23 protein-coding genes are annotated in these 23092 nt (G+C 62.7%); 13 read left to right on the top strand and 10 right to left on the bottom strand.

The annotated features are described in order from the left end of the window. Positions 1 to 16 precede the first annotated feature (16 nt). Genes JV18_RS0113255 through JV18_RS0113235 form a run of 5 tightly spaced genes read left to right on the top strand, consistent with a single transcriptional unit; the run spans position 17 to position 1795 of the window. A complete protein-coding gene (locus tag JV18_RS0113255) occupies positions 17 to 343 on the top strand; it encodes an ArsR/SmtB family transcription factor (protein ID WP_033075455.1) in 327 nt (108 codons plus the stop codon). Next, on the top strand, positions 340 to 750 hold the full coding sequence (locus tag JV18_RS0113250; RefSeq protein WP_033075454.1) for an SRPBCC family protein: 411 nt from the start codon (positions 340 to 342) through the stop codon (positions 748 to 750). The genes JV18_RS0113255 and JV18_RS0113250 overlap by 4 nt, the downstream gene beginning before the upstream one ends. A gap of 26 nt (positions 751 to 776) precedes the next feature. Next, positions 777 to 992, top strand: coding sequence for a hypothetical protein (locus JV18_RS0113245; RefSeq protein WP_033075453.1), 216 nt, complete (start codon positions 777 to 779; stop codon positions 990 to 992). A 3-nt stretch (positions 993 to 995) separates the two neighbouring features. Further along, positions 996 to 1403, top strand: coding sequence for a DUF1801 domain-containing protein (locus JV18_RS0113240; protein WP_033075452.1), 408 nt, complete (start codon positions 996 to 998; stop codon positions 1401 to 1403). Next, positions 1400 to 1795, top strand: coding sequence for a DUF1801 domain-containing protein (locus JV18_RS0113235; RefSeq protein ID WP_033075451.1), 396 nt, complete (start codon positions 1400 to 1402; stop codon positions 1793 to 1795). Before JV18_RS0113240 ends, JV18_RS0113235 begins: the two co-directional genes overlap by 4 nt. 133 nt (positions 1796 to 1928) lie before the next feature. Here JV18_RS0113235 and JV18_RS0113230 read toward each other — a convergent pair whose 3' ends face one another. Next, the gene (locus JV18_RS0113230) at positions 1929 to 2852 is read right to left on the bottom strand and encodes a crotonase/enoyl-CoA hydratase family protein (protein WP_033075450.1); all 924 of its coding nucleotides are present in this window, start codon (positions 2850 to 2852) and stop codon (positions 1929 to 1931) included. Then, positions 2842 to 3078 (bottom strand): hypothetical protein, encoded by a 237-nt coding sequence (locus tag JV18_RS15690; protein WP_033075449.1) that lies wholly within the window; start codon positions 3076 to 3078, stop codon positions 2842 to 2844. The genes JV18_RS0113230 and JV18_RS15690 overlap by 11 nt, the downstream gene beginning before the upstream one ends. Before the next feature lie 77 nt (positions 3079 to 3155). On the opposite strand from JV18_RS15690, the gene purC reads away from it, so the two are divergent. From purC to JV18_RS0113210, 3 genes are all read left to right on the top strand, one after another. Then, positions 3156 to 3932: a phosphoribosylaminoimidazolesuccinocarboxamide synthase gene (gene purC / locus JV18_RS0113220; RefSeq protein WP_033075448.1), complete on the top strand. Its 777-nt coding sequence runs from the start codon at positions 3156 to 3158 to the stop codon at positions 3930 to 3932. Between the two features lie 210 nt (positions 3933 to 4142). Further along, positions 4143 to 7070 (top strand): M16 family metallopeptidase, encoded by a 2928-nt coding sequence (locus JV18_RS0113215; protein WP_052072254.1) that lies wholly within the window; start codon positions 4143 to 4145, stop codon positions 7068 to 7070. Positions 7071 to 7129: 59 nt separating this feature from the next. Next, the gene (locus tag JV18_RS0113210) at positions 7130 to 8527 is read left to right on the top strand and encodes a methyl-accepting chemotaxis protein (RefSeq protein WP_033075629.1); all 1398 of its coding nucleotides are present in this window, start codon (positions 7130 to 7132) and stop codon (positions 8525 to 8527) included. Between the two features lie 7 nt (positions 8528 to 8534). Here the strand turns inward: JV18_RS0113210 and cutA are convergent, their stop codons facing one another. The 8 genes from cutA to JV18_RS0113170 all read right to left on the bottom strand — a co-directional run bounded on the left by cutA (position 8535) and on the right by JV18_RS0113170 (position 16276). Continuing rightward, on the bottom strand, positions 8535 to 8852 hold the full coding sequence (gene cutA, locus JV18_RS0113205; RefSeq protein ID WP_033075447.1) for a divalent-cation tolerance protein CutA: 318 nt from the start codon (positions 8850 to 8852) through the stop codon (positions 8535 to 8537). A gap of 14 nt (positions 8853 to 8866) precedes the next feature. Next, the gene (locus JV18_RS0113200) at positions 8867 to 9712 is read right to left on the bottom strand and encodes an AAA family ATPase (RefSeq protein WP_033075446.1); all 846 of its coding nucleotides are present in this window, start codon (positions 9710 to 9712) and stop codon (positions 8867 to 8869) included. Positions 9713 to 9851: 139 nt separating this feature from the next. After that, on the bottom strand, positions 9852 to 10523 hold the full coding sequence (locus JV18_RS0113195; protein ID WP_033075628.1) for a DUF6975 family protein: 672 nt from the start codon (positions 10521 to 10523) through the stop codon (positions 9852 to 9854). 223 nt (positions 10524 to 10746) lie between these two features. Then, a complete protein-coding gene (locus JV18_RS0113190; protein WP_033075445.1) occupies positions 10747 to 11049 on the bottom strand; it encodes a PspC domain-containing protein in 303 nt (100 codons plus the stop codon). A 324-nt stretch (positions 11050 to 11373) separates the two neighbouring features. Beyond that, the gene (gene rpoD, locus JV18_RS0113185) at positions 11374 to 13383 is read right to left on the bottom strand and encodes an RNA polymerase sigma factor RpoD (protein ID WP_033075444.1); all 2010 of its coding nucleotides are present in this window, start codon (positions 13381 to 13383) and stop codon (positions 11374 to 11376) included. A 31-nt stretch (positions 13384 to 13414) separates the two neighbouring features. After that, positions 13415 to 15313, bottom strand: coding sequence for a DNA primase (gene dnaG, locus JV18_RS0113180; protein WP_033075443.1), 1899 nt, complete (start codon positions 15311 to 15313; stop codon positions 13415 to 13417). Beyond that, positions 15310 to 15702: an endonuclease domain-containing protein gene (locus JV18_RS0113175; RefSeq protein WP_033075442.1), complete on the bottom strand. Its 393-nt coding sequence runs from the start codon at positions 15700 to 15702 to the stop codon at positions 15310 to 15312. The genes dnaG and JV18_RS0113175 overlap by 4 nt, the downstream gene beginning before the upstream one ends. 121 nt (positions 15703 to 15823) lie before the next feature. Further along, positions 15824 to 16276, bottom strand: a complete 453-nt coding sequence (locus tag JV18_RS0113170; protein WP_033075627.1) for a GatB/YqeY domain-containing protein — start codon at positions 16274 to 16276, stop codon at positions 15824 to 15826. A gap of 132 nt (positions 16277 to 16408) precedes the next feature. Between JV18_RS0113170 and carA the strand changes: the two genes are divergently transcribed. From carA to JV18_RS0113145, 5 genes are all read left to right on the top strand, one after another. Further along, complete coding sequence (carA, locus tag JV18_RS0113165) at positions 16409 to 17719, top strand: glutamine-hydrolyzing carbamoyl-phosphate synthase small subunit (protein WP_033075441.1); 1311 nt, start codon at positions 16409 to 16411, stop codon at positions 17717 to 17719. Next, positions 17716 to 18459 (top strand): hypothetical protein, encoded by a 744-nt coding sequence (locus tag JV18_RS15270; RefSeq protein ID WP_144243978.1) that lies wholly within the window; start codon positions 17716 to 17718, stop codon positions 18457 to 18459. Before carA ends, JV18_RS15270 begins: the two co-directional genes overlap by 4 nt. Further along, positions 18459 to 21695 carry a carbamoyl-phosphate synthase large subunit gene (carB, locus tag JV18_RS0113155; RefSeq protein ID WP_033075439.1) on the top strand — a complete coding sequence of 1079 codons (3237 nt, stop codon included), beginning with the start codon at positions 18459 to 18461 and terminating at the stop codon, positions 21693 to 21695. Before JV18_RS15270 ends, carB begins: the two co-directional genes overlap by 1 nt. Positions 21696 to 21792: 97 nt before the next feature. After that, the gene (gene greA, locus JV18_RS0113150; RefSeq protein ID WP_033075626.1) at positions 21793 to 22269 is read left to right on the top strand and encodes a transcription elongation factor GreA; all 477 of its coding nucleotides are present in this window, start codon (positions 21793 to 21795) and stop codon (positions 22267 to 22269) included. Between the two features lie 7 nt (positions 22270 to 22276). Beyond that, positions 22277 to 22915: a rhomboid family intramembrane serine protease gene (locus JV18_RS0113145; RefSeq protein WP_052072253.1), complete on the top strand. Its 639-nt coding sequence runs from the start codon at positions 22277 to 22279 to the stop codon at positions 22913 to 22915. The last annotated feature ends 177 nt before the right edge of the window (positions 22916 to 23092 follow it).

Raw genomic sequence — 23092 nt, 5'->3', positions numbered from 1 at the left:
GCCCGGAGGTTATGAATTGACGCAAGCTGCTCCCGACCTGCTTTTCAAGGCGCTGTCCGATCCGACCCGGCGCGCGCTGTTCGAGCGGCTGTGCGAGGAGGGCGCGGCGAGCGTGGGCGCGCTGACCGATCAGGCGGGCATATCGCAGCCCGCCGTTTCCAAGCATCTCGCCATTCTCAAAATGGCGGGGCTGGTCGTGCCGCGCGTCGAGGGGCGCCAGACCCATTATACCGCGCAGCGCGAGGCGCTGGCCCCGCTCACCGATTGGACGCGGCGGATGGAGGCTTTTTGGGAAAGCCGTTTCGACGGGCTGGATGATCTCCTGAACCGGATGGATCAATGAGCGGCGCGGTCCCTGAACAGCGGCGGGTCGTCGTCGAACGGCAGTTTCCGCATCCGCCCGAGAAATTGTGGCGCGCGCTGACGCAGCCGCATCTGGTCGCCGAATGGCTGATGGCGGGCGATGTCGCTGCGACACCGGGGCACCGTTTCAGCTTTGGTGCCGATTGGGGCCATGTCGATTGCGAGGTGCTGGAGGCCGATCCCCCGCACCGGCTTTGCTATAGCTGGGCGGGTAAGGGACTCGACAGCATCGTCACCTGGACGCTGACGCCGACCGAAGGCGGAACCCATCTGAGAATGGAACAGACAGGATTCGCGCCCGAAAACCAGCTTGCCTATCATGGCGCAAAGGCTGGCTGGCCCCGTTTCCTGAAGGCGTTGGGCGGCTTGCTGACGCGCATCGACTGATTGCTTAGGGAAAGGAAAGAGGACGAATGAAAATCTCGCACGGGATTCGCCAGTTTCACCGCTGGCTGTCGATGGCCTTCACCTTGCTGGTGATCATGCTTTTTGCGGTGCAGGGCTTTGGCATTAAGCCGCCGCAATGGTTGTTTCTTGTTCCTCTCGCACCGCTTTTCCTGCTCATGGCCAGCGGCCTTTACCTTTTCTTTCAGCCCTATGCGATGCGCCGTCGGCGCGCGGCGGAGTGAGCCATGAGCAAGACACCGACATTGCTTTCGGGCGGCAATCCCCAAATCCCGAAGGGCGAGGGGGATGGCCCGGTGCAGGCCTATATTGCCGCCATGCCGGGCTGGAAAAGCCCCATTGGCGCACTGATTGACGCGATCATCGCGCGCGAAATTCCGGGGGTGGCCAAGGCGGTGAAATGGAATTCGCCCTTCTATGGCCGCGAAGGCGAAGGTTGGTTCCTCAGCTATCATTGCTTCGACAAATATATAAAGATCACTTTCTTTCGCGGCCAGTCGCTAAAGCCCATCCCGCCCGTTTCCTCGAAAAGCGGCGACACGCGCTATTATCATATCCATGAAGATGATTTCGACGCGGAGCAGTTCGCCGACTGGGTCCGGCAGGCAAGCGCGCTTCCGGGCGAAAAATTATGAGCGGCGCCGATGATCCCGTCACCGACCATATCGCTGCAAAAGGCGGCTGGCGCGGCGGGATGCTGGCTGAGGCGCGCGCCCTGATCCGCGCGGCGGAGCCCGAGGTTGCGGAGGCGATCAAATGGCGCAAGCCCAGCAATCCGCTGGGCGTCATCGCCTGGGACTATCGCGGCCTGCTCTGCACCGGCGAAACTTATAAGGACAAGGTGAAATTCACCTTTGCCCATGGCGCCGCGCTCGACGATCCGGCGGGGTTGTTCAATGCCGGCTTCGGCGGCAACACCCGCCGCGCCATCGACCTGTTTGAAGGGGATGCGCTGGATGCAAAGGCCTTCACCGCCCTGATCCGCGCCGCCGCGGCGCATAATGCGGCGAGGAAGGCGGGCCAATAACCCCGTCACCCCGGACTTGATCCGGGGGCCCGCTGATTTGCGCATGAGCGCAAGAAAAAACGGGCTTCCGGGTCAAGCCCGGAATGACGACGGGGTGAGGCACGGTTGGCTGTCGGCTCCCAACAATCTCGCCCTAGCTATACGGCGGCGCTTCTTCAAACTCCCCGAACCACGGATAATCCTCCGCCACGCTGGCGGTGAAATTCGGCGGGCGCTTTTCCAGAAAGCTGGTCACCCCTTCGGCCGCATCGGGGCTGCGTCCGCGCGCGAAGATGGCGCGGCTGTCCCAGCGGTGCGCGCTCATCGGATGGGCCGCGCCCAGCATGCGCCACAGCATATGGCGGGTCAGCGCCACCGACACCGGCGCGCTATGCTCGGTCATCTCGCGCGCCTTGGCGATGGCGGCGTCGATCAGCGTGCCGGGGGCGTGAACCGATTGCACCAGCCCCTTTTTGCGCGCTTCCTCCGCGCCGATCAGCCGTCCCGAATAGCAAAGATCGACCGCATGGCTGATCCCGACAAGGCGCGGCAGGAACCAGCTTGACGCCGCTTCGGGCACAATGCCGCGCCGCGCAAAGACAAAGCCGTAACGCGCCGTCTCGCTCCCCAGCCGGGCATCCATCGGCAGCGTCATCGTCGCGCCAATGCCGACCGCCGCTCCGTTGATTGCCCCCAGCACCGGCTTTTTCGCCTCGAAAATCCGCATCGATACCCGCCCGCCTGAATCGCGGATCAGCGGGTGCGACCAATCGATGCTGCCATCCGCGCGCACCGGGCTTGGCGCCGTGCCTTCGGGCAAGATCGCCGCCTTGTCGCTGCGCTTGTCATAGTCAAAGGTCGCTGCGCCCCCGCCCAGATCGGCCCCGGCGCAAAAGGCGCGGTCGCCCGCGCCGGTAAAGATTACCGCGCGCACCGCATCATCGGCGTCGCACTCATCGAGCGCTGCGACAATTTCGAGCATCATCTGCGTGGTAAAGGCGTTCATCCGGTCGGGACGGTTGAGCGTGAGCAGCGCGACCCCTTCCTGCTTGTCGAGGCTGATCTGGTCAAAGCGCATCGGTCTCTCCTTTGGTTTGGCGCAGCGTTGCAAGCAGGCGGGCGCATTGCAAGCCCTTTACGTAAACGTAAGCCTTGTCTGCCCGTTCGTTGTTGCGAGGAGCGAAGCGACGAAGCCATCCCAAGCCATCGTCAATGACCGTGGCAATCAAGGGGAAAGTGGCGCCTTCACCCCTCGCGCCACGTCGATGATGACGCGGCGCGGCTTTGGCGCTATAGGGCGCCATCGCCCCGGCACCGCGCCTCTTGCCTGAGTCGCATGCGCCGGGGCCATTCATTTCGTTCCGACAGAAAGTTGCTGCCCATGGCCCGCCGCCGCCAGATTTACGAAGGCAAAGCCAAGATCCTTTACGAAGGCCCCGAACCTGGCACGCTGATCCAATATTTCAAGGATGACGCGACCGCCTTCAATGCGCAGAAACGCGGGACGATCAATGGCAAGGGCGTGCTCAACAACCGTATTTCGGAGCATGTCTTCACCCTGCTCGGCAATATCGGCGTGCCGCATCACTTCGTCCGCCGCCTCAACATGCGTGAACAATTGATCCGTCAGGTCGAAATCGTCCCGATCGAAGTCATTGTTCGCAATGTTGCCGCGGGTTCGCTCACCAAACGGCTGGGTATCGAAGAGGGGACGCAACTGCCCCGCACGCTCATCGAATATTGCTACAAGGATGACGCGCTCGGTGACCCGCTGGTGGCCGAGGAGCATATCGCCTGCTTCAACTGGTGCAGCCAGGATGAATTGCACGATATTCAGGACATGGCGATCCGCATCAATGATTTCATGTCGGGCATGTTCGCCGCCATCGGCATCCGCCTTGTCGATTTCAAACTCGAATTCGGCCGGCTCTATGATGGCGATTTCAGCCGTATCATCCTCGCCGATGAAATCAGCCCCGATGGTTGTCGTCTGTGGGACATGAGCTCGGGTGAAAAGCTCGACAAGGACCGTTTCCGCCGTGACCTCGGCGGTGAGGTTGAAGCCTATCAGGAAGTCGCCCGCCGCCTGGGCCTGATGCCCGAAGGCGGCGATACCGCGGTTCTTGACCTCGAAAGCCACCGCAAGAAAAAGGGCTGAGGGTTCCACCAGCTAACCGGTGGCCCCAAAAGCCTAACATCGTCATCCCGGACGTGATCCGGGATCCAGCCTAGGGAGCGTAAATGGACCCCGGATCAAGTCCGGGGTGACGATCCGGCCGGGGGCAAGCCAGCTGACCGCCTGTCGAAATTCGACCCCAGCTTCTCCCACGCGCCTTGACGCTGGCGAATTCATCCCCAGAACGGACGGATGACCCGGATATTTTTCCGGCGCTTCGCCACTGCGCTGTCGCCGCTCGCCCTTCTCGCCGTTACATCCGTCCCTGTCGCTGCCAAGGAATCGGGCCAGCCAGCGCCGTCTGCCACCAATCCGCAGGACGCGGCGGCCAAGGCGTGGAATTTTGCAGGCAGCGACATCGCGCCCGACCCGGCGGTGCGCTTCGGCGTCCTTCCCAACGGGATGAAATATGCCGTGCGCGCCAACAAGCGCCCCCTCAACAGCGCCGCCATCCGTCTGCGCTTTGCCGTCGGCAGTTTTGACGAGGCGGAGGATCAGCGCGGGCTTGCCCATTTTCTTGAACATATGGCCTTCAACGGCTCAACGCATGTTCCCGAAGGCGAGATGGTGAGGCTGCTCGAGCGCAAGGGTCTGTCCTTTGGCGCCGACACCAATGCCTCGACGGGTTTTGACGAAACCATCTACAAGCTCAACCTGCCCGGCACTTCGGACGATCTCGTCGACACCGGGCTGATGCTGATGCGCGAAACCGCGAGCGAACTGACGATTGCGCCGGATGCGGTGGACCGGGAACGCGGCGTTATCCTGTCCGAACGGCGCGCGCGCGATACCTATCAGCTTCGCAATCTCGTCGACCGGCTGGCCTTCCAGATGGAGGGGATGATCGTCGCCGACCGGTTGCCCATCGGCACTGAAGAGGTGATCCGCACTGCCCCGGCGGAGCGGCTGCGCGACCTTTACCAGCGTTATTACCGGCCCGAACGTGCGACGCTTGTCGTGGTCGGCGACTTCGACGCGGCCAAGGTCGAGGAAAAGATCAAGGCGCGCTTTTCCGACTGGCACGGGCAGGGCGAAGCGGGGGCGGACCCCGATATTGGCGACGTCGACTATGACCGCCCGGCCGCCGCCGACAGCTTTGTCGATCCTGCCATTCAGGACAGCGTGTCGATCACCGCCTTTCGCCCCTGGACTGATGAAGCCGACAGCCGCGCGCGCCGCTATCGCCGCACAGCCGAAAATATCGGCGAGGCGATCATCAACCGCCGTCTCGCCAAACGCGCGATGGAAGAAGATTCGCCGATCCTGAGCGGTAGCTTCGGCGATGCGTCGGGATGGCAGACGTTCGAACAGGTGACAATCAGCGCCGCCGCCAAGGAGGGGGCGTGGCGCGAGGCGCTGGAATTGATCGAACAGGAATGGCGCCGCGCGATCCTCTATGGCTTTACCGAGGCTGAGGTCGCCGAACAGCTTGCCACCCAGCGCACCGCGCTTCGCAACAGCGCCGCCGGAGCCGAAACCCGGCGCAGCGAATCGCTCGCGGACCAGTTGATCCGCGCTGCCGACGGCGAATTTGTCGTCAGCCATCCCGACACCGCATTGGCCTTGTTCGAGGAAGCAGCCCCGACGCTGGATGCCGCGTCGATTACTCACGCCTTTCGCGCCCGCATGACGGGGCTTAGCGCGCCGCTGCTGCGCGTTACCGCCAAGAAGCCGATCGCGGGGGGCGATGCGGTGATCCTCGACGCGTGGGGCGCCGCACAGCAAATCGCCGTCGCGCGTCCTCAGGAAACGGAGGCGCAGGATTTCGCCTATCAAAATTTCGGCGCGCCCGGAAAGATTGTCGGGGATAGCCGGGTTAAGGATCTCGGCATCCGCCGCATCCGCTTTGCCAATCATGTGATGCTCAACATCAAAAAGACGATTTTTCAAAAGGATCGTGTCTATTTGTCGGTGCGCGTCGATGGCGGCAATCTGCTCGCGACGCGCGATGATCCGACAAAGGTCGCGCTCGCGCGCTATCTGTCGCTCGGCGGGTTGGAGGCGCATAGCAGCGATGATCTGCGCTCGATCCTCGCGGGCCGCGCGGTCAGCCCGGTTTTCGGCAGCGATACCGATGCCTTTGGCGGCAGCGTCGTCACCACGCCGGAGGATTTTGCCCTTCAGGCCAAGCTGATGGCGGCCTTCCTGCGCTATCCCGGCTATCGCGCCGACGGGCTCGCCCTCATTCGCCGCAGCCTGCCGCAGCGCTATGCGGCGATGGACGCAACGCCGGGGGCGGTGATGGGACGCGACGCAGGCGCTATTCTCGCCGACGGCGACCCCCGCGCGCAAATCCCGCCGCTCGAAACCGCCATGGCGCTCGATTGGGAGGGGCTGAAACCCGCCATCGCCGACAGTCTCGCCCATGGCGCCATCGAGATCGGCGTCGTCGGCGACATCGACGAACAGGCGGTGATCGACGCCATCGCCGCCAGCTTTGGCGCGCTACCGCCACGCCGCGCGGCCTTCGATCCGCGAACCGAAGCGCGCGAACGCCATTTTGCGCGCGACCGGCAGGACCGCACCCTGATTCACAAGGGGCCAGCCGATCAGGCGGAACTGCGCGTTTACTGGCCCGCGCGCGACGACAGCGACTTGGGCGAAGCGATGCGCCTCACCCTGCTCGCGCGCGTCATGCGGCTCAAGCTGACCGAGGAATTGCGCGAACGGCTGGGCGAAAGCTACAGCCCCGGCGCGGGCGTCAGCCTGTCGAGCGAATTTCCGGGCTATGGCTATCTTTACGCCGCCAGCAATGTCGATGCGGGCCATCTCGCGACCACGCGCGCCGCGATTTTTGCCATCGCGCGGGATCTTCGCGATGCGCCGGTCAGCGCCGACCTGCTCGACCGCGCGCGGCGACCGATGGTCGAGGCGATGGCCAAGGCGCGCGGCGAGAATAGCTATTGGCTGAATTATGTTGCCGAGGCGTCTTCGCACCCCGAACGGCTCGACCGCAGCCGCAACGCTATCGCCGCAGTGAAGGCGGCGACTCCGGCGGAGCTTCAGGCGCTCGCCCGCCGCTATTTGCAGGATGACGAAGCGTTGGTGATCCGCGCGGTCAGCGACAAGCTGGCGTCGGAAAACGGCGCAGCCGCATCCGCGCCCGCCCCGGCGGAGTAAGTTGACGCCCCGTTAACCAATATTCGGCATAGCATCGCGATCATTTCATGGGGGCCCAGATGAAATATGATCCGATCCATTCGAGTGAGCCGGTGCTCGACCAGTCGGTCGCCAGCGATTGCGGCGAACTGGCGGTCGGATGCAGCGAGGCGGCGGGGCAGATAAAAAGGGCTACCGACCAGATGGACCGGCAGGTTGAGGAACTGGGCCGGCTTGAAGATTTCGTCGTCAGCCTGGAGGCCGACCAGCGCCAGATTGCCGATTCGACCGACGAAGCCAAGCTCTTGTCGGCGCGCGCCTGCGAACAGCTCGACCGGGGGGCAGAGCGGGTTCATAACGCCGTCGCCGAATTCCGCTCGGTCATCGGGCTGGTCGCGCGGCTGGGCACCCATGTCACAAACTTCGCCTCGGTGATGGAACAGGTGCAGCAGGTCAGCAAATCCATCGAATCCATCGCCAAAACGACCAATATGCTCGCGCTCAATGCCGCGATCGAGGCTGAACGCGCGGGCGATGCCGGGCGCACCTTCGCCGTCGTCGCGGCCGAGGTGAAAAAGCTCGCGCAAAATACGCGCGGCGCGACCGACGAAATTCGCCGCACCATCGGCAGCCTTGCCGCCGAAGCGGGCGGGCTGGTCGCCGAAATCCAGACCGGCGTCGAACAGTCGAGCCGCGCCGAGGCGCAGTTCGAAACGATCACCGACGCGCTGCACGATGCCACGCATCTCGTCGCCATGCTCGACGATCAAAGCGACCGCATCGCGCAAAGCTCCGCCATGGTCCATGCCAATGGCGCCAAGGTGCGCGGCGCGCTCGACCATGTGGTGCAATCGGTGCGCGAGAATGGCGCGACCCTGAACGCGACCCGCGATTCGATCCTGTCGATGGAACATGTTTCGAACCGCATGTTTAACACGGTGATCTCCGCCGGGGTCAGCCCCGCCGATTCCGCGGTGGTCGAACTGGCGGGGCAGGTGCGCGACGAATTTGTGTCGCTCGCCGAACGCGCCATCGAGCGCGGCGAACTGACGATGGAGCAATTGTTCGATACCGATTATCGTCTGGTGCCCGGGTCCAACCCGCCCCTGTACCGCACCAGCCTCAGCGACTGGGCCGACGCCAATTGGCGCCCGCTTTTCGACCGCATCGTCGCCAGCCATGATCAGGTCAAAATGTCTTCGGCGGCGGATATGAACGGCTTTCTGCCTACCCATGTCACCGAATGTTCGCGCGCGCCGACGGGCGACCTCGAACATGACACCGCCCATTGCCGCAATGGCCGCATTTTATTCGACGCCACCGATGCCGCCGCGAAACGCAGCAATGCGGCTTTCTTCATGGCGGTCTATCGGCAGGAAGGCGACGGGCGCAATTATGTGACCGTCCGCAACGTCTATGTGCCCGCAATCATCAACGGCCGCCGTTGGGGCGATGTCGAGGTGGCTTACCGGCTATAGGGGCCTCTCAGCGCGTCTCCGCTTCGACCCACGCCGCATAAGCTTCGGAAGCGGCCACGCTTGCTACCAATATTTCGGGCAGCTCATAGGGATGGAGCGCCGCTACCCGCGCCACCAGCGCCTCGGCGCGCTCGTTTATGGTCTTCATCTCCAGCCGTATCTCGCTGTCGGCTGCGACCGCGCCCTGCCAGCGATAGCGGCTCGAGATCGGCCAGCTTTGCACACAGGCGGCGAGGCGCTCGGCGATCACCGCGTCTGCGATGCGCTCCGCTGCTTCGGCGCTGCCGACCGTCGTGGTGATGACGATACAGCGCCCCCCGTTCATCTCAGCCGCCCTGATCAGCCGCCTTGGCGCCGCGCCATAAAGGCGAGCTTTTCGAACAGCATCACATCCTGCTCATTTTTGAGCAGTGCGCCGTGCAACGGCGGGATGGCCTTGCCGACATCGCGGTTCTGCAGCACTTCGAGCGGCATATCCTCGGCCAAGAGCAGCTTCAGCCAGTCGATCAGCTCGCTGGTCGAGGGCTTTTTCTTGAGCCCCGGCACTTCGCGCACATCATAGAAAATATCCATGGCCCGGCTCACCAGCGTCTTCTGGATGCCAGGGAAATGCACCTCGACAATCTCGGCCATCGTGTCGCGGTCAGGGAATTTGATATAGTGAAAGAAACAGCGGCGCAGAAATGCGTCGGGCAATTCCTTTTCATTGTTCGACGTGATGACGACGATCGGGCGTTCCTTCGCCGTGATCGTCTCGTCGGTCTCATAGACATGAAAGGCCATGCGATCGAGTTCCTGAAGCAGGTCGTTCGGAAATTCGATATCGGCCTTGTCGATCTCGTCGATCAGCAGGACGGGGAGTTTCGGGCTGGTAAAAGCCTCCCACAGCTTGCCCTTCCTGATATAGTTGCGAATGTCGTGGACCCGCTCTTCGCCAAGCTGTCCGTCGCGCAGCCGCGCCACCGCGTCATATTCATACAGGCCCTGCTGCGCCTTGGTCGTCGATTTGATGTTCCAGGTGATCAGCGGCGCGTCAAATGCCTGGGCAATTTGTTCGGCCAGCACCGTCTTGCCGGTTCCCGGTTCGCCCTTGACCAGCAGGGGACGGCGCAGCATCGTCGCGGCATTGACGGCGACCTTCAGATCGTCGGTGGCAATATAGGCGCTGGTTCCTTCAAAGCGCATGGGCGTGCTGCCTTTCCCTTAACGTGAACGTAAATCGTCACCGGCATAGCGATGGCGGCGGGGGCGCGCAAGCATGGCCCGCGCGCCGGTGCGCTGTTTCGTTTCGTTCAAAGAGGGAAAGCGGGCGCGGCCCGCTGGCTCAAATGGTCCCGCGCGCCTTGGCGCGTGCCATCATCAAATCCCACAGGCCCTGATGCTGAAGCAGCAACTGTTTGGCGCCAAACAGCATGGCGCGCTGAATGGGTGGGGATGCACCCAGCCGGGCGGCGAGCGCCGCCGTTGCGCGAAGGTCGGGCAAGTGGCTGGGATTGGCCGCAAGGTCGAGCCGGGCGGCGCTGATGTCGAGCAGGACGCGGATCGTGCACCAATCGAGCGTCAGGGCAAGGGCGGCCCCCACCGCGCAGCCATGGCGGTCGGATTGCGCCAACATGTCGAGTGCGCGGCGCTGAGCCGCGACGGTCGCTTCGCTCTGCGCCTGTCCCGGCGTGCTGGGTACGGGGCCGACGGCGGCAGCAATGTGCGACAAAAAGGCGCGTTCGTCGGCAAAGGCCTCGACGGCCTCTTCCAGCCACGCGCGTGCTTCGGGGTCGACATTTTTCAGTGCGGCGCTGTCCACCACGCCGGGGTGACGCCCGTGGAGCAGGCACAGGAAATGAACGGCGTCGGCCAGATTGCGCATCGCTTCGGGGGCTTCGGACAGGGCGCCCGACCGAACATAAGGATGGGCGCCCGTTCCCTTGCCACCGACCAATTCGTCCAGCAGCTGGGCGGTATCGGGGGGCTGGGGCAGGGGGGAGATTATCTGGCTCAACTCTTGTTCCTCATTGGGGGCGCAGGATTGGGGGCGCAGGCCCATCCGCGACGTCGTGCATCAAAGGATGACCATAGGCCTCTGTCGTAAACGTCGCGTATATGACCGCCCCGAAATGGGGAGAAAGCTGTGCCAGTGAGGGACGAAAAAAGGGGGTTTCGCGCGAACCCCCCTTTTTTGTCGAAAAAGCCTTAATTTCGGAGCAAAGCCCCTGCCGTGATGTTCAGGCAGCTATGGCGACCTTTGCTTCGTCCGCCGCGACCGGGGCCGCGGCTTGCCTCTCTGCTTCCACCTCGATCAGCGCGGGCAGCGCCGTCTTGCGCGGTGGAAAGATCAGCCGCGATGCGAGCACCACCAGCCCCAGGCCGAAATAGCCGAGGACGGTTTGTACGGGGAAGAAAAAGAGCGGCATGACGAAGGCCAGACGCAACCACAGCGGGTTGAAACCGAAATCCTGGCCGATGCCTTCGCAAATGCCGAAAAAAGTGTCGCGGCGACGAAAAAGATTGGGGGAGTCCTGATCCATTTTATCGTCTTTCTCTGTGGCGTGGGGATGATCCCCGCCTTCGCCCTGTGCTTCGCAAACCTTGTGCCAAATGGCCCGAATGACCGGAAAATGCGGCTAACGACCATTTTATGAGCCTTGGCGGCTCGGTGGCTTAAGAAAAAATTCCCGACAGTCGGTAATTTTCACCATATTATTTGGCTGCCGCAAAAGGCAGGAGGGGAGAGCGCCACCTTTTGGTGGTCGCACCCTAAATAGCGGCGCGTTCAAAAAAACAGGCGTCCGGTTAGACCAGACGCCTGCATATTTCGACGAAAGGCGGGGCCGCGCGGGCGCGGCGTGCGCTTATTGATCGAGAAAGCTGCGCATCTTGCGGCTGCGCGACGGGTGCTTGAGCTTGCGCAGCGCCTTGGCCTCGATCTGGCGGATACGTTCGCGCGTCACGCTGAACTGTTGGCCGACTTCCTCCAGCGTGTGATCGGTGTTCATCCCGATGCCAAAGCGCATGCGCAGCACGCGCTCCTCACGCGGCGTCAGCGAGGCTAGGACGCGCGTGACCGTCTCTTTCAGGTTCGACTGCACGGCGGCGTCGACCGGGATGACGGCATTCTTGTCCTCGATGAAATCGCCGAGGTGGCTGTCTTCCTCGTCGCCGATCGGCGTTTCGAGGCTGATCGGTTCCTTGGCGATCTTCATCACCTTGCGAACCTTTTCGAGCGGCATCGACAGGCGCTCGGCCATTTCCTCCGGCGTCGGCTCGCGGCCGCTTTCATGCAGGAACTGGCGGCTGCACCGCACCAGCTTGTTGATCGTCTCGATCATATGGACCGGGATCCGGATCGTGCGCGCCTGGTCGGCGATCGAGCGAGTGATCGCCTGCCGGATCCACCAAGTCGCATAGGTGCTGAACTTGTAGCCGCGGCGATATTCGAACTTGTCGACCGCTTTCATCAGGCCGATATTGCCTTCCTGGATCAGGTCGAGGAACTGCAGCCCGCGGTTCGTATATTTCTTGGCGATCGAGATGACGAGGCGCAGGTTCGCCTCGACCATTTCCTTCTTCGCGATACGCGCTTCGCGCTCACCCTTTTGCACCATGTTCACGACGCGGCGAAACTCGACCAGGCTCATGCCAGCCGCTTGCGCGATTTCGCTGATTTCGGTGCGGATGCGGTCCACCGCTTCGGCTTCATTTTCCGCGAAAGCCGCCCATTTCTTGTCGAGCTTGGCGACATCTTCCAGCCAGGTTTCTTCCAGCTCGCGGCCGATATAATGATCGAGGAAGGATTTGCGCGGCACCTTGTGGCGTTCGGCCAAGCGCAGCATTTGGCCGCCCAGCGCGGTCAGGCGGCGGTTGTAGCTGTAAAGCTGGTCGACCAGATATTCGATCTTGGTCCCGTGGAACTGCACGCTTTCGACCTGCGCGGTCAGCTCTTCGCGCAGCTTGTGATATTTCTTCTCTGACGCAGCGGGAAAATCCTCGCCCGCCGACAGCGATTCCAGCCGCGCGTCCTGCAGTTTCTGGAACGCCTTGAAGCTTTTGGTGATGGCAGCAAATTTTTCCAGCGCGTCGGGGGTAAGCAATTCCTCCATCGCGGCGAGGCTCAGCGTGTTGTCCTCATCATCATCGTCAAAGCCTTCGCGCTTCTTTGCGCCGCCTTCGCCCTCTTCGCCATCGGCGTCGGCTTCTTCCTCTTCGACGTCATCTTCTTCCTTGAAGGAAACGCCGGCATTTTTCTCGCTGATCTCGCCGTCGGCGCCTTCGCCCTCTTCTTCCAGATTTTCGGGCGCCGGGTCCTTGGACAGCATCGCTTCCAGATCGACGATCTCGCGCAGCTGCATATCGCCATTGTTGAGCGCATTCGACCATTCGATGATGGCGTTAAAGGTCAGCGGGCTTTCGCACAGGCCGAGGATCATCGTGTCGCGCCCGGCCTCGATGCGCTTGGCAATGGCAATTTCGCCCTCGCGGCTCAGCAGCTCGACCGCGCCCATTTCGCGCAGGTACATGCGAACGGGATCGTCGGTGCGATCGACCGTTTCCTTCTTCTTTTCGACCGCAGGCGCGGCGACCGCGCCGGTTCCGGCGGCGACATCGACTTCCTCGTCGGCTTCCTGCTCGGCCTCTTCCTGCACATCCTCGTCGCTTTCGACGATATTGATGCCCATGTCGGAAATGGCCGACATGACGTCCTCAATCTGCTCGGATGACATCTGGTCCTGCGGCAACGCCTCATTGAGCTCGTCATAGGTCAGATATCCGCGCTTTTTGCCGCGGGCGATCAGCTTTTTGACATCGGCTTCGTTGAGGTCGATCAGCGGAGCATCGGTTTCGGCTTTGCTTTTGGTGGCCATATTCTTCCTGCCTAAAGGGCATTATCCATTGTCAAAACTGGCTGCTGTTTTCGCTCAGCGCCGCCAGTCGACGGGTCAAATCCTCGTCCAGCGCGCGCAGTGTCTGCTGTCGCGCCAGTCCTTCCTCGTCCATCGTGCGTTGGAATTCCGCTGTTGCCTCGGCCAGCCGGGCACGGATTTCCGGCTGGGTTACCAGCACGCCGATATATTCATCCAGGTCACGAAGCGCGGTTTCCCGTGCCGCTTCGGCCTCGTCGCTATCTTCCAGCCGCCGGGTGAAGGAAAAGTGCATTCCATCGGCTCGGAGCAGCGTCGTCGCCCTATTATACACTTTCATTGGCTCCAATATGGCAAGCAACCCCTCGCAATCAAGCCCTTCGTGGGCAATTGCGCTGTCAAGCATGACGGCCAGCAGTTCGGCGTCGGCAGAATCGGGGATAAACAGCCGTGACAATTCCTCCTCATGGCGCGCCAATGCTGACGGATGACGCAGCAATCCGGCGAGCAGCGCGGCGATATACGGCGCGGAAATTCCTGCCTCGCCGATGATACGCGTTTCGGCGCCCGGAGGTTGCAGGCGGGGGTCGGGCTGGAAGCGCCGCCCGCCGCCCCAGCCGCCACGCGCGCCGGCGCCGCCGGTCCAGGGCTGACGCGCGCTCCGCTCGGGACGCGCGCGGGCGAACAGCACATCGAGCCGCTCGCGAAACGCTTCGCGATAATGATGGCGCACATCGGCATCCTCGATCCCATCGGCATGGGCGAGAAGGCGCGATTTCAGCGCCGCGCGCTCCTCAGGCGTCGTCAGCGGCCCAGCGGCGACCTCATGCGCCCACAGGCGCTCTACCAGCGGCTCGGCGCTTTCCAATATCGCCTCAAAGCCCTCGGCCCCCTTGGCGCGCACCAGATCATCGGGGTCCTGCCCCGGGGGCAGCGTGGCAAAAGCGAGGCTGAAACCGGGGCGCAGCAGCGGCAGCGCGCGCGCCGCCGCGCGCATCGCCGCCTTTTGCCCCGCCGCATCGCCATCGAAACAAAGGACGGGTACCGGCATCATCCGCCAGAGCAGGCCAAGCTGATTTTCGGTGAGCGCGGTGCCCAGCGGCGCCACCGCATCGGCAATCCCCGCTTCAGCGAGCGCGATGACGTCCATATAGCCTTCGACGACGATCACCCGGTTGGTGCGCCGCGACGCGGGCGAAGCCTTGTCGAGATTGTAAAGAACCCGCCCCTTGTCGAACAAGGGCGTGTCGGGGGAGTTGAGATATTTGGGTTCGCCATCCCCCAAAATTCGGCCGCCAAAGGCAATCACCCGGCCGCGCGCATCGCGAATGGGGATCATCAACCGGCCGCGAAACCGGTCATAAGGCTCCTTGCCATCGACCGCGATCAGCATCCCCGCCTCGACCAGCATTTGCGTCGGAAATTTCTTCAGCGCCTCTTTCAGCGAGCCCCGGCTGTCGGGTGCGAGCCCAAAACCAAAGGCCTCGCGGGTCGCATCCGAAATGCCGCGCCGTTTCAGATAGTCGCGCGCCGGGGCGCCATTGCTGCTCGCCAATTGCTGCGCGAACCAGTCGGCGGCGGCCTGCGTCACATCGCGCAGGCTCGCCTGCGCCTCGGCCTTTTTGGCGGCGCGCGGATCGGGGGCGGGGACATCCATCCCGGCCTCGACGGCGAGCTCCTTCACCGCATCCATAAACCCCAGCCCGCGCTGCTCGGTCATCCAGCGGATCGCATCGCCATGCGCGCCGCAGCCGAAACAATGATAAAAACCCTTTTCATCATTGATGGTGAAACTGGGCGTCTTTTCATTATGAAAGGGACAGCAGGCCTTATACTCGCGCCCCGCGCGTATAATCTTCACCGTCCGCCCGATCAGCGTCGACAAGGTGATGCGCGACCGCAGCTCATCCAGCCATTGCGGCGTGAGGGTCACTGGTTCCCCTCCCGCTTGCGGGAGGGGGCAGGGGTGGGCAGAAGGGCCAGACTGCGCGCGATCTCTCTCACCACGCCTTCGATATTGGCCAGCACCTCGTCGTTGGTGAAGCGCAGAATGTGATAGCCATTGGCCGCGAGCCAGCTATCGCGATGACGGTCGTAGCCTTGGCGCATGTCGTGCGAATATCCATCCAGTTCGACGATCAACCGGGCTTCCCTGCAAAGAAAATCGGCAAAATATTGCCCCACGGGCATTTGACGGCTGAATTTCCACCCGCCGATTTTTCGGCCGGAAAGATGGCGCCACAGCCTCCGTTCCGCTGGGGTTGCGGCATTTCGGAGCGCCTTAGCGCGCGGCGTGTTACGGGGCTGAAACTGTCCGTCCATCACAGGGCGGTATGCCCACCCCCGACCCCTCCCGCAAGCGGGAGGGGAGGTGATACGTCGCGGTTTGATTATCCCCCTCCCGCTTGCGGGGGGGCGGGGGTGGGCAGCGCCGCCAGCGGGTTTAACCCAGCGCCGCCTTCACCCAGCCGCTGGCCTTGCTCATGTCGAGCTGGCTGCCATGGCGCTCCTTCACCGCGGCCATTACCCGGCCCATATCCTTGACGCTCGACGCGCCCAGTTCGGTAACAATCGCCGCAATCGCCGCTTTCGCTTCTTCTTCGCTCATCTGCGCGGGCAGGAATTCTTCGATCACCGCCACTTCGGCGGCTTCGGCGTCGGCCAGTTCCTGGCGGCCGCCCTGTTCATACATGGTGATCGATTCGCGGCGCTGTTTCACCATTTTCTGCAAAACATCGGTGACCAGCGCATCGTCGTCATCGGGCGCCTTGCTCGTGCGCAATTCGATGTCCCGGTCCTTGATCTTGGCCAATATCAACCGGATCGTGCCCAGCCGCGCCTTGTCGCCGGCCTTCATCGCGGCAACCTGCGCAGCCTTGATGTCATCGCGAATCATGCGTTGTCCCCATGCGCTGCCATTGCGGAAAAAAGTCTCTTTAACGACAAGATTCATAATCCGATAGATTGTGAATCATTTTTTTGCGCCCTAATTGGTCGGCCGTTTAGCCCCCCGACCGGAGCATGTTGAATGGCACCAGCCACACCCACTGCCGCGCCTACCGTCGCGCCCGCAGCCCAGACCCCCGCCCAGGCAAAGCCCGAGGGGGCAACGGGCGTCCTCGTCCTGGCCGATGGCACCCTGCTATGGGGCATTGGTTATGGCGCAACCGGCGCCGGGGTCGGCGAAATCTGCTTCAACACGTCGATGACGGGCTATCAGGAGATATTGACTGACCCCAGCTATGCGGCGCAGATCATCACCTTCACCTTTCCGCACATCGGCAATGTGGGCGCGAACCCAGAGGACATCGAGCGCGACAAGCGCGCCGCGGTGGGCGCGATCACGCGCGAGCTGCCGACCGCCCCCAGCAATTTCCGCAGTGTGCAGACGCTTCCCGAATGGATGGCCGAACAGGGGCTGATCGGCCTGGCGGGCATCGACACGCGCGCGCTGACCCGCCGCATCCGCGACGCGGGCGCGCCGAACGGCGTCGTTGCGCACAGCCCAAATGGCCAGTTCGACATCGACGAACTGCTTGCGATGGCGCGCAGCTGGCCGGGGCTGGAAGGCATGGACCTCGCGAAAGAGGTCAGCCGCGGCGACACCGGCGGCTGGGACGCCGGCGTGTGGGCGCTGGGCAAGGGCTATGAATCCCCCTCCCGCTTGCGGGAGGGGCTAGGGGAGGGCATGTCGACCTCCGCCTCGACCGAAACAGGCCCTCCCCCGACCCCTCCCGCAAGCGGGAGGGGGGAAGATCGCCCCCATGTCGTCGCGATCGATTATGGCGCGAAGGACAATATCTTCCGCAACTTGGTGAAAGCCGGCGCGCGCGTCACCGTGGTGCCGGCGACCGTGACGCTGGATGAGGTGCTCGCGCTCGAGCCCGCGGGCGTGTTCCTGTCGAACGGCCCCGGCGACCCGGCGGCGACGGGCGAATATGCGGTGCCGGTGATCCAGGGGCTGCTGGCACGCGACATTCCGATCTTTGGCATCTGCCTTGGCCACCAGCTGCTCGCGCTCGCGGCGGGGGCGAAGACGATCAAGATGCACCAGGGCCACCGCGGCGCGAACCATCCGGTGCAGCGCATCGGCGGCGATTTTGCGGACGGCGTGGTCGAGATCACGAGCATGAACCACGGCTTCGCGGTCGACGCCGCGACTCTGCCCGCGGGTGTGGTAGAAACGCACAAGAGCCTGTTCGACGGATCGAACTGCGGCATCGCGATCACGGGGAAAAAGGCGTTCAGCGTGCAATATCACCCCGAGGCGAGCCCGGGGCCGCAGGACAGCTTCTATCTGTTCGAGAAGTTTGTGGGCGGGTTGGAGACGAGCAGGTGAGCAATGTTGAGGAGGCTGAACAGGCATTCCTATTTGCGTTGCTTATGGAGTATGAAGTCGATCCATCAACGTATGTTCGGCTCTCTGCCCTTCACGAAAAGTACGATCTGGCTTTCCCTGAAAGCTGGCTAGATTCGCTTGTCAGTGAGTGGGAAGATTTTGGTTGGGTCGATGTGAGCCGCACCCATGATGGAACTTCAGCATTAATCAAACGAACTCGTTACAGCGCAGTACTTAAGCACGTTTTGGCATCGTTGGGTGCAACATCGTTGACCATTGACGCCCGAAAGGAAGAGATCCTCTCCGACGTATCTCCGAGAGAAACAACTCCCATTCCAAATGGTTGGAAGTGGTTGACCTTTGAAACTGAAAAGCCAAATCGAGATTTCAAAAATACCATGGAATCTCAGGAAATTAAGCTAAAAATAGTTGCGCTGGATGCGAAAAGCAAAGAGTTTGATCAAGTCCGAGCCGGTTTAGATGGGCTGATCGAACAAGTGCGAGGAGCGAACGATCTCGAAGATCGAGACAGAATCCTTGCTAGCCTAACGGCAGCTCAGACCCTGTGGTCATCTGCTAGTTTGCGCCTAGTCCAGATAAAGGTAGGCGTGCTGCTGGCAATCGACGACGCGGCGGCTGCTCTTGGTACACTGGCGAAGGGCGTACGCGCGGGACTGCTCGTCGACCTAGTGAAATCGATTGTGAAGAACAAAACCGGCCTAGATCTGGATAATATATAATGCCCAAAAGAACTGACATAAAATCCATCCTCGTCATCGGCGCTGGCCCGATTGTTATCGGTCAGGCGTGCGAGTTCGACTATTCGGGGACGCAGGCGATCAAGGCGCTGAAGGAGGAGGGCTATCGCATCGTCCTCGTCAACTCCAACCCCGCGACGATCATGACCGATCCCGAGCTGGCCGACGCGACCTATGTCGAGCCGATCACGCCCGAGATTGTCGCCAAGATCATCGAAAAGGAGCGCCCCGATGCGGTGCTGCCGACGATGGGCGGGCAGACCGCGCTCAACACCGCGCTTGCGCTGTTCAACGACGGCACGCTCGAAAAATATGGCGTCGAGATGATCGGCGCCGATGCCGAGGCGATCGACAAGGCCGAGGATCGGCTGAAATTCCGCGACGCGATGGACAAGATCGGCCTTGAAAGCGCGCGCAGCGGCATCGCCCATTCGATGGAAGAAGCCTTTGCCGTGCTCGAACGCACCGGGCTGCCCTCGATCATCCGTCCGTCCTTCACGCTCGGCGGCACCGGCGGCGGCATCGCCTATAACCGCGAGGAGTTCGAGCATATCGTCCGCGGCGGCCTGATCGCCTCGCCGACCACCGAAGTCCTGATCGAGGAATCGCTCCTCGGTTGGAAGGAATATGAGATGGAGGTGGTGCGCGACCGCAAGGACAATTGCATCATCATCTGTTCGATCGAGAATGTCGATCCGATGGGCGTGCACACCGGCGACAGCATCACTGTCGCGCCTGCGCTGACGCTGACCGACAAGGAATATCAGATCATGCGCAACGCGAGCATCGCGGTGCTGCGCGAGATCGGTGTCGAAACGGGCGGGTCGAACGTCCAGTTCGCGGTCAATCCCAAGGACGGCCGCCTGATCGTGATCGAGATGAACCCGCGCGTTTCGCGCTCGTCGGCGCTCGCGTCGAAGGCGACGGGCTTCCCGATCGCCAAGGTCGCGGCGAAGCTGGCGGTTGGATACACGCTCGACGAGATCATGAACGACATCACCGGCGTCACCCCGGCGTCGTTCGAGCCGACGATCGACTATGTCGTCACCAAGATCCCGCGCTTTGCCTTTGAAAAATTCAAGGGCGCCGAACCCCTGTTGTCGACCGCGATGAAATCGGTGGGCGAGGTAATGGCGATCGGCCGTACCATCCATGAATCGATGCAGAAGGCGCTGCGCGGGCTGGAAACCGGCCTGTCGGGCTTTGACGAGGTCAAGCGGCTGGAGGGCGCAAGCCATGACCAGCTTCGCAGCGAACTCGCCCGCCGCACCCCCGACCGGCTGCTCAACGCCGCGCAGGCGATCCGCGAAGGCCTGTCGCTGGAGGAAATCAACCGCGTCGCGGGCTATGACATGTGGTTCCTGGAGCGCATGGCCGAAATCATCGCGGCGGAGCAGACCGTGGCAAAAGACGGCCTGCCGCAGGATGCCGCCGCGCTGCGGCGCCTGAAATCCATGGGCTTTTCCGACCAGCGGCTCGCCGCGCTGGCGGGCGGCAATATGCGCGAAACCGATGTGCGCGCGCTGCGCCATCAGCAGGGTGTGCGCCCGGTGTTCAAGACCATCGACACCTGCGCCGCCGAATTTGCCGCGCAAACCCCCTATCTTTATTCGACCTATGAAGCGCCAACCTTTGGCGCGCCCGAATGCGAAGCGAACCCCAGCGAGCGCAACAAGGTCGTCATCCTCGGCGGCGGCCCCAACCGCATCGGGCAGGGGATCGAGTTCGACTATTGCTGTTGCCACGCCTGTTTCGCGCTCGAAGACGCGGGCTTTGAAACCATCATGGTCAATTGCAATCCCGAAACCGTCTCGACCGATTATGACACGTCGGACCGCCTGTATTTCGAGCCGCTGACGGCGGAAGATGTGCTCGAAATATTGCAGGTCGAAATGTCAAAGGGGACGCTGGCGGGTGTGATCGTCCAGTTCGGCGGCCAGACCCCGCTGAAACTCGCGCAGGCGCTTGAGGACGCGGGCATTCCCATCCTCGGCACCTCGCCCGACGCCATCGACCTTGCCGAAGACCGCGAACGTTTCGCGGCGCTCGTCACCAAGCTCGGCCTCAAACAGCCCGACAATGGCATTGCGCGCAGCCGCGAGGAAGCCGTCGCGGTCGCCGCCCGCATCGGCTATCCGGTGCTCACCCGTCCCAGCTATGTCCTGGGCGGGCGCGCGATGGAAATTGTCGATGATCAGGCGCAGCTTGAAAATTACATCGAAACCGCGGTGCAGGTGTCGGGCGACAGCCCCGTTCTCATCGACCAATATCTGCGCGATGCAATCGAGGTCGATGTCGATGCGATTTGCGACGGTGACGATGTCGTGGTCGCGGGCGTGCTTCAACATATCGAGGAAGCCGGGGTCCATTCAGGCGACAGCGCCTGCTCGATCCCGCCCTACAGCCTGCCCGCCGATGTTATCGCCGAAATCGAGCGGCAGACCGATGCGCTGGCGCGCGCGCTTGGCGTGCGCGGGCTGATGAACGTCCAATATGCGGTCAAGGACAAGGACGTCTATCTGATCGAGGTCAATCCGCGCGCCAGTCGCACCGTGCCATTCGTGGCCAAGGCGGTGGGTTCGCCCATCGCCAAAATCGCGGCGCGGGTGATGGCGGGCGAAAAGCTCGCCAACCTTCCCAAAATTAACCGCGACATCGACCATGTCGCGGTGAAGGAAGCGGTTTTCCCCTTCGCGCGCTTCCCCGGCACCGACCCGGTGCTCAGCCCGGAAATGAAATCGACGGGCGAAGTCATGGGGATCGACGGCGACTTCAACCTCGCCTTTGCCAAGGCGCAGCTTGGCGCGGGCGACCGGCTGCCGACCGATGGCCGCGTCTTTGTATCGGTGAAGGACAGCGACAAGCCCCGCATCGTCGGCGCGGTGCGCCAGCTGGCCGATTGGGGCTGGCAGGTCGTCGCCACGGGCGGCACTGCCTCCTATCTGGAAGGGCAGGGCATCACGGTCGAGCGGGTGAACAAGGTTGCCGAAGGGCGCCCGCATATCGTCGACCGGATCAAGGATGGCGACATCCAGCTGATCTTCAACACCACCGAAGGGTGGCAGAGCCTCGAAGATTCGCAGTCGATCCGCGCTTCGGCGCTGGGCGCGGACCTTGCCTATTACACCACGGCCGCCGGCAGCGATGCCGCGACCGCGGCGATCGGGGCGCTTCGCGCACGCTCTCTTGAAGTAAAGCCCCTTCAGGACTATTATTGAAAAACCGCTTCATCCCCCGACATTGACGGAAGCAGCGGCTCAGCCGCCCGGCGAAGGTTTCGCCGGCGGTGAATTATTGACGAAGGACGAAAGAAACATGGCAAGCGTTGAAAAGGTGCCGATGCTGGCGGAAGGCTATGAAAAGCTCAGCGCGCAGCTCGCTGCGCTGAAGGCCGAGCGCCCGCTGATCGTCGATGCGATCGAGGAAGCGCGCGCGCATGGCGATCTTTCGGAAAATGCCGAATATCACGCCGCCAAGGAACGCCAGGGCCAGGTCGAGGCGACCATCGGCGATCTGGAAGATAAATTGTCGCGCGCGCAAGTGATCGACCCGACCAGCCTGTCGGGTGACCGCATCGTGTTCGGCGCGACGGTCACCTTGTCGGACGAAGATGACAAGCCGGTGAAATATCAGATTGTCGGCCAGGCCGAAGCCGATGCAAAGGTCGGCAAGATCAGCTATAATTCGCCGCTCGGCCGCGCGCTCATCGGGCGCAAGGTGGACGATGAAATCGAAGTCACCGTGCCTTCGGGCGACAAATATTATCTGGTGACCAAGATCGAATTCATCTGATCCCGCGATGATCAGGCAGCAGGAAGCCCCGCTGGTCACGGTCTATGCGCTGGCTTGTGTGGCGCTTCACCTGCTGCTTTTGATCACGGGCCTGCACCTCGACGCCATCGTCCGCGCTGGGTTCATCCCGGCGCGCTTCAACGCTGATCTCATCCTGCCGCCCGGCTTTTTCATGCCCTTTGTGCTGACGCCCTTGTCGTCGGCTTTTCTGCATGGCGGCTGGCTCCATCTGGCGCTCAACATCGTCATCCTGCTGTTTATCGGCCGTCAGCTCGAGGCGCCGCTCGGCAGCAAGGCGATGACGATCCTGCTCATCGCGGGCGCCTATGCGGGCGCGTTGGCGCAAGGCCTTGCCGACCCCGCCTCCCAAGTGCCGATGATCGGCGCGAGTGGCGCCATTTCGGCGCTCATCGCCGTTTATGCGCTGATCTTCGGGCGCAGTCAGGCCCCCGCCATCGGCCCCATCCCCAGCCACTGGGTACGCGCCCTCTGGCTTGCCGCCGCGTGGATCGGCCTGCAACTCGCGCTGGGCCTTGCCGCGGGCGCCGGCTTTGGCGCGGTCGCCATCTGGGCGCATGTCGGCGGGTTTCTGGCCGGCCTCCTCCTCGCCCGCCCCCTGCTGCGCTGGCGGTTCGGCGTACGCTGAGCCCTCATCATGCGCCTTCGGGCTATCCGCTTCCCCTCATTCGTCATGCCGGACTTGATCCGGCATCCACGCCCCGGCGCGCAGGAAAAGAATCCGATTCGCACAGAAGCGCAGAGAACGCAGAGGGAGAAGAGATAGCATTCCCGCGGAGACGCGGAGAAAAGAGAGGAACGGCAA

It is taken from the genome of Sphingopyxis sp. MWB1, assembly GCF_000763945.1.
GTDB lineage: Bacteria > Pseudomonadota > Alphaproteobacteria > Sphingomonadales > Sphingomonadaceae > Sphingopyxis.
Note: the sequence above shows the minus strand (reverse complement) of the source record. Positions and strands in the feature narration are given on the sequence as shown.

What these genes read in the sequence shown, in the direction of transcription:
- JV18_RS0113215 (WP_052072254.1), top strand. Translation starts at nt 4,143, where the DNA reads ATGACCCGGATATTTTTCCGGCGCTTCGCCACTGCGCTGTCGCCGCTC.
- JV18_RS0113175 (WP_033075442.1), bottom strand. Translation starts at nt 15,702, where the DNA reads ATGGACGGACAGTTTCAGCCCCGTAACACGCCGCGCGCTAAGGCGCTC.
- cutA (WP_033075447.1), bottom strand. Translation starts at nt 8,852, where the DNA reads ATGAACGGGGGGCGCTGTATCGTCATCACCACGACGGTCGGCAGCGCC.
- JV18_RS0113210 (WP_033075629.1), top strand. Translation starts at nt 7,130, where the DNA reads ATGAAATATGATCCGATCCATTCGAGTGAGCCGGTGCTCGACCAGTCG.
- greA (WP_033075626.1), top strand. Translation starts at nt 21,793, where the DNA reads ATGGCAAGCGTTGAAAAGGTGCCGATGCTGGCGGAAGGCTATGAAAAG.
- JV18_RS0113190 (WP_033075445.1), bottom strand. Translation starts at nt 11,049, where the DNA reads ATGGATCAGGACTCCCCCAATCTTTTTCGTCGCCGCGACACTTTTTTC.
- JV18_RS0113230 (WP_033075450.1), bottom strand. Translation starts at nt 2,852, where the DNA reads ATGCGCTTTGACCAGATCAGCCTCGACAAGCAGGAAGGGGTCGCGCTG.
- JV18_RS0113250 (WP_033075454.1), top strand. Translation starts at nt 340, where the DNA reads ATGAGCGGCGCGGTCCCTGAACAGCGGCGGGTCGTCGTCGAACGGCAG.
- carB (WP_033075439.1), top strand. Translation starts at nt 18,459, where the DNA reads ATGCCCAAAAGAACTGACATAAAATCCATCCTCGTCATCGGCGCTGGC.
- JV18_RS0113170 (WP_033075627.1), bottom strand. Translation starts at nt 16,276, where the DNA reads ATGATTCGCGATGACATCAAGGCTGCGCAGGTTGCCGCGATGAAGGCC.
- purC (WP_033075448.1), top strand. Translation starts at nt 3,156, where the DNA reads ATGGCCCGCCGCCGCCAGATTTACGAAGGCAAAGCCAAGATCCTTTAC.
- JV18_RS0113235 (WP_033075451.1), top strand. Translation starts at nt 1,400, where the DNA reads ATGAGCGGCGCCGATGATCCCGTCACCGACCATATCGCTGCAAAAGGC.
- JV18_RS0113240 (WP_033075452.1), top strand. Translation starts at nt 996, where the DNA reads ATGAGCAAGACACCGACATTGCTTTCGGGCGGCAATCCCCAAATCCCG.
- rpoD (WP_033075444.1), bottom strand. Translation starts at nt 13,383, where the DNA reads ATGGCCACCAAAAGCAAAGCCGAAACCGATGCTCCGCTGATCGACCTC.
- JV18_RS0113245 (WP_033075453.1), top strand. Translation starts at nt 777, where the DNA reads ATGAAAATCTCGCACGGGATTCGCCAGTTTCACCGCTGGCTGTCGATG.
- JV18_RS15690 (WP_033075449.1), bottom strand. Translation starts at nt 3,078, where the DNA reads ATGGCGCCCTATAGCGCCAAAGCCGCGCCGCGTCATCATCGACGTGGC.
- JV18_RS0113200 (WP_033075446.1), bottom strand. Translation starts at nt 9,712, where the DNA reads ATGCGCTTTGAAGGAACCAGCGCCTATATTGCCACCGACGATCTGAAG.
- JV18_RS0113145 (WP_052072253.1), top strand. Translation starts at nt 22,277, where the DNA reads ATGATCAGGCAGCAGGAAGCCCCGCTGGTCACGGTCTATGCGCTGGCT.
- carA (WP_033075441.1), top strand. Translation starts at nt 16,409, where the DNA reads ATGGCACCAGCCACACCCACTGCCGCGCCTACCGTCGCGCCCGCAGCC.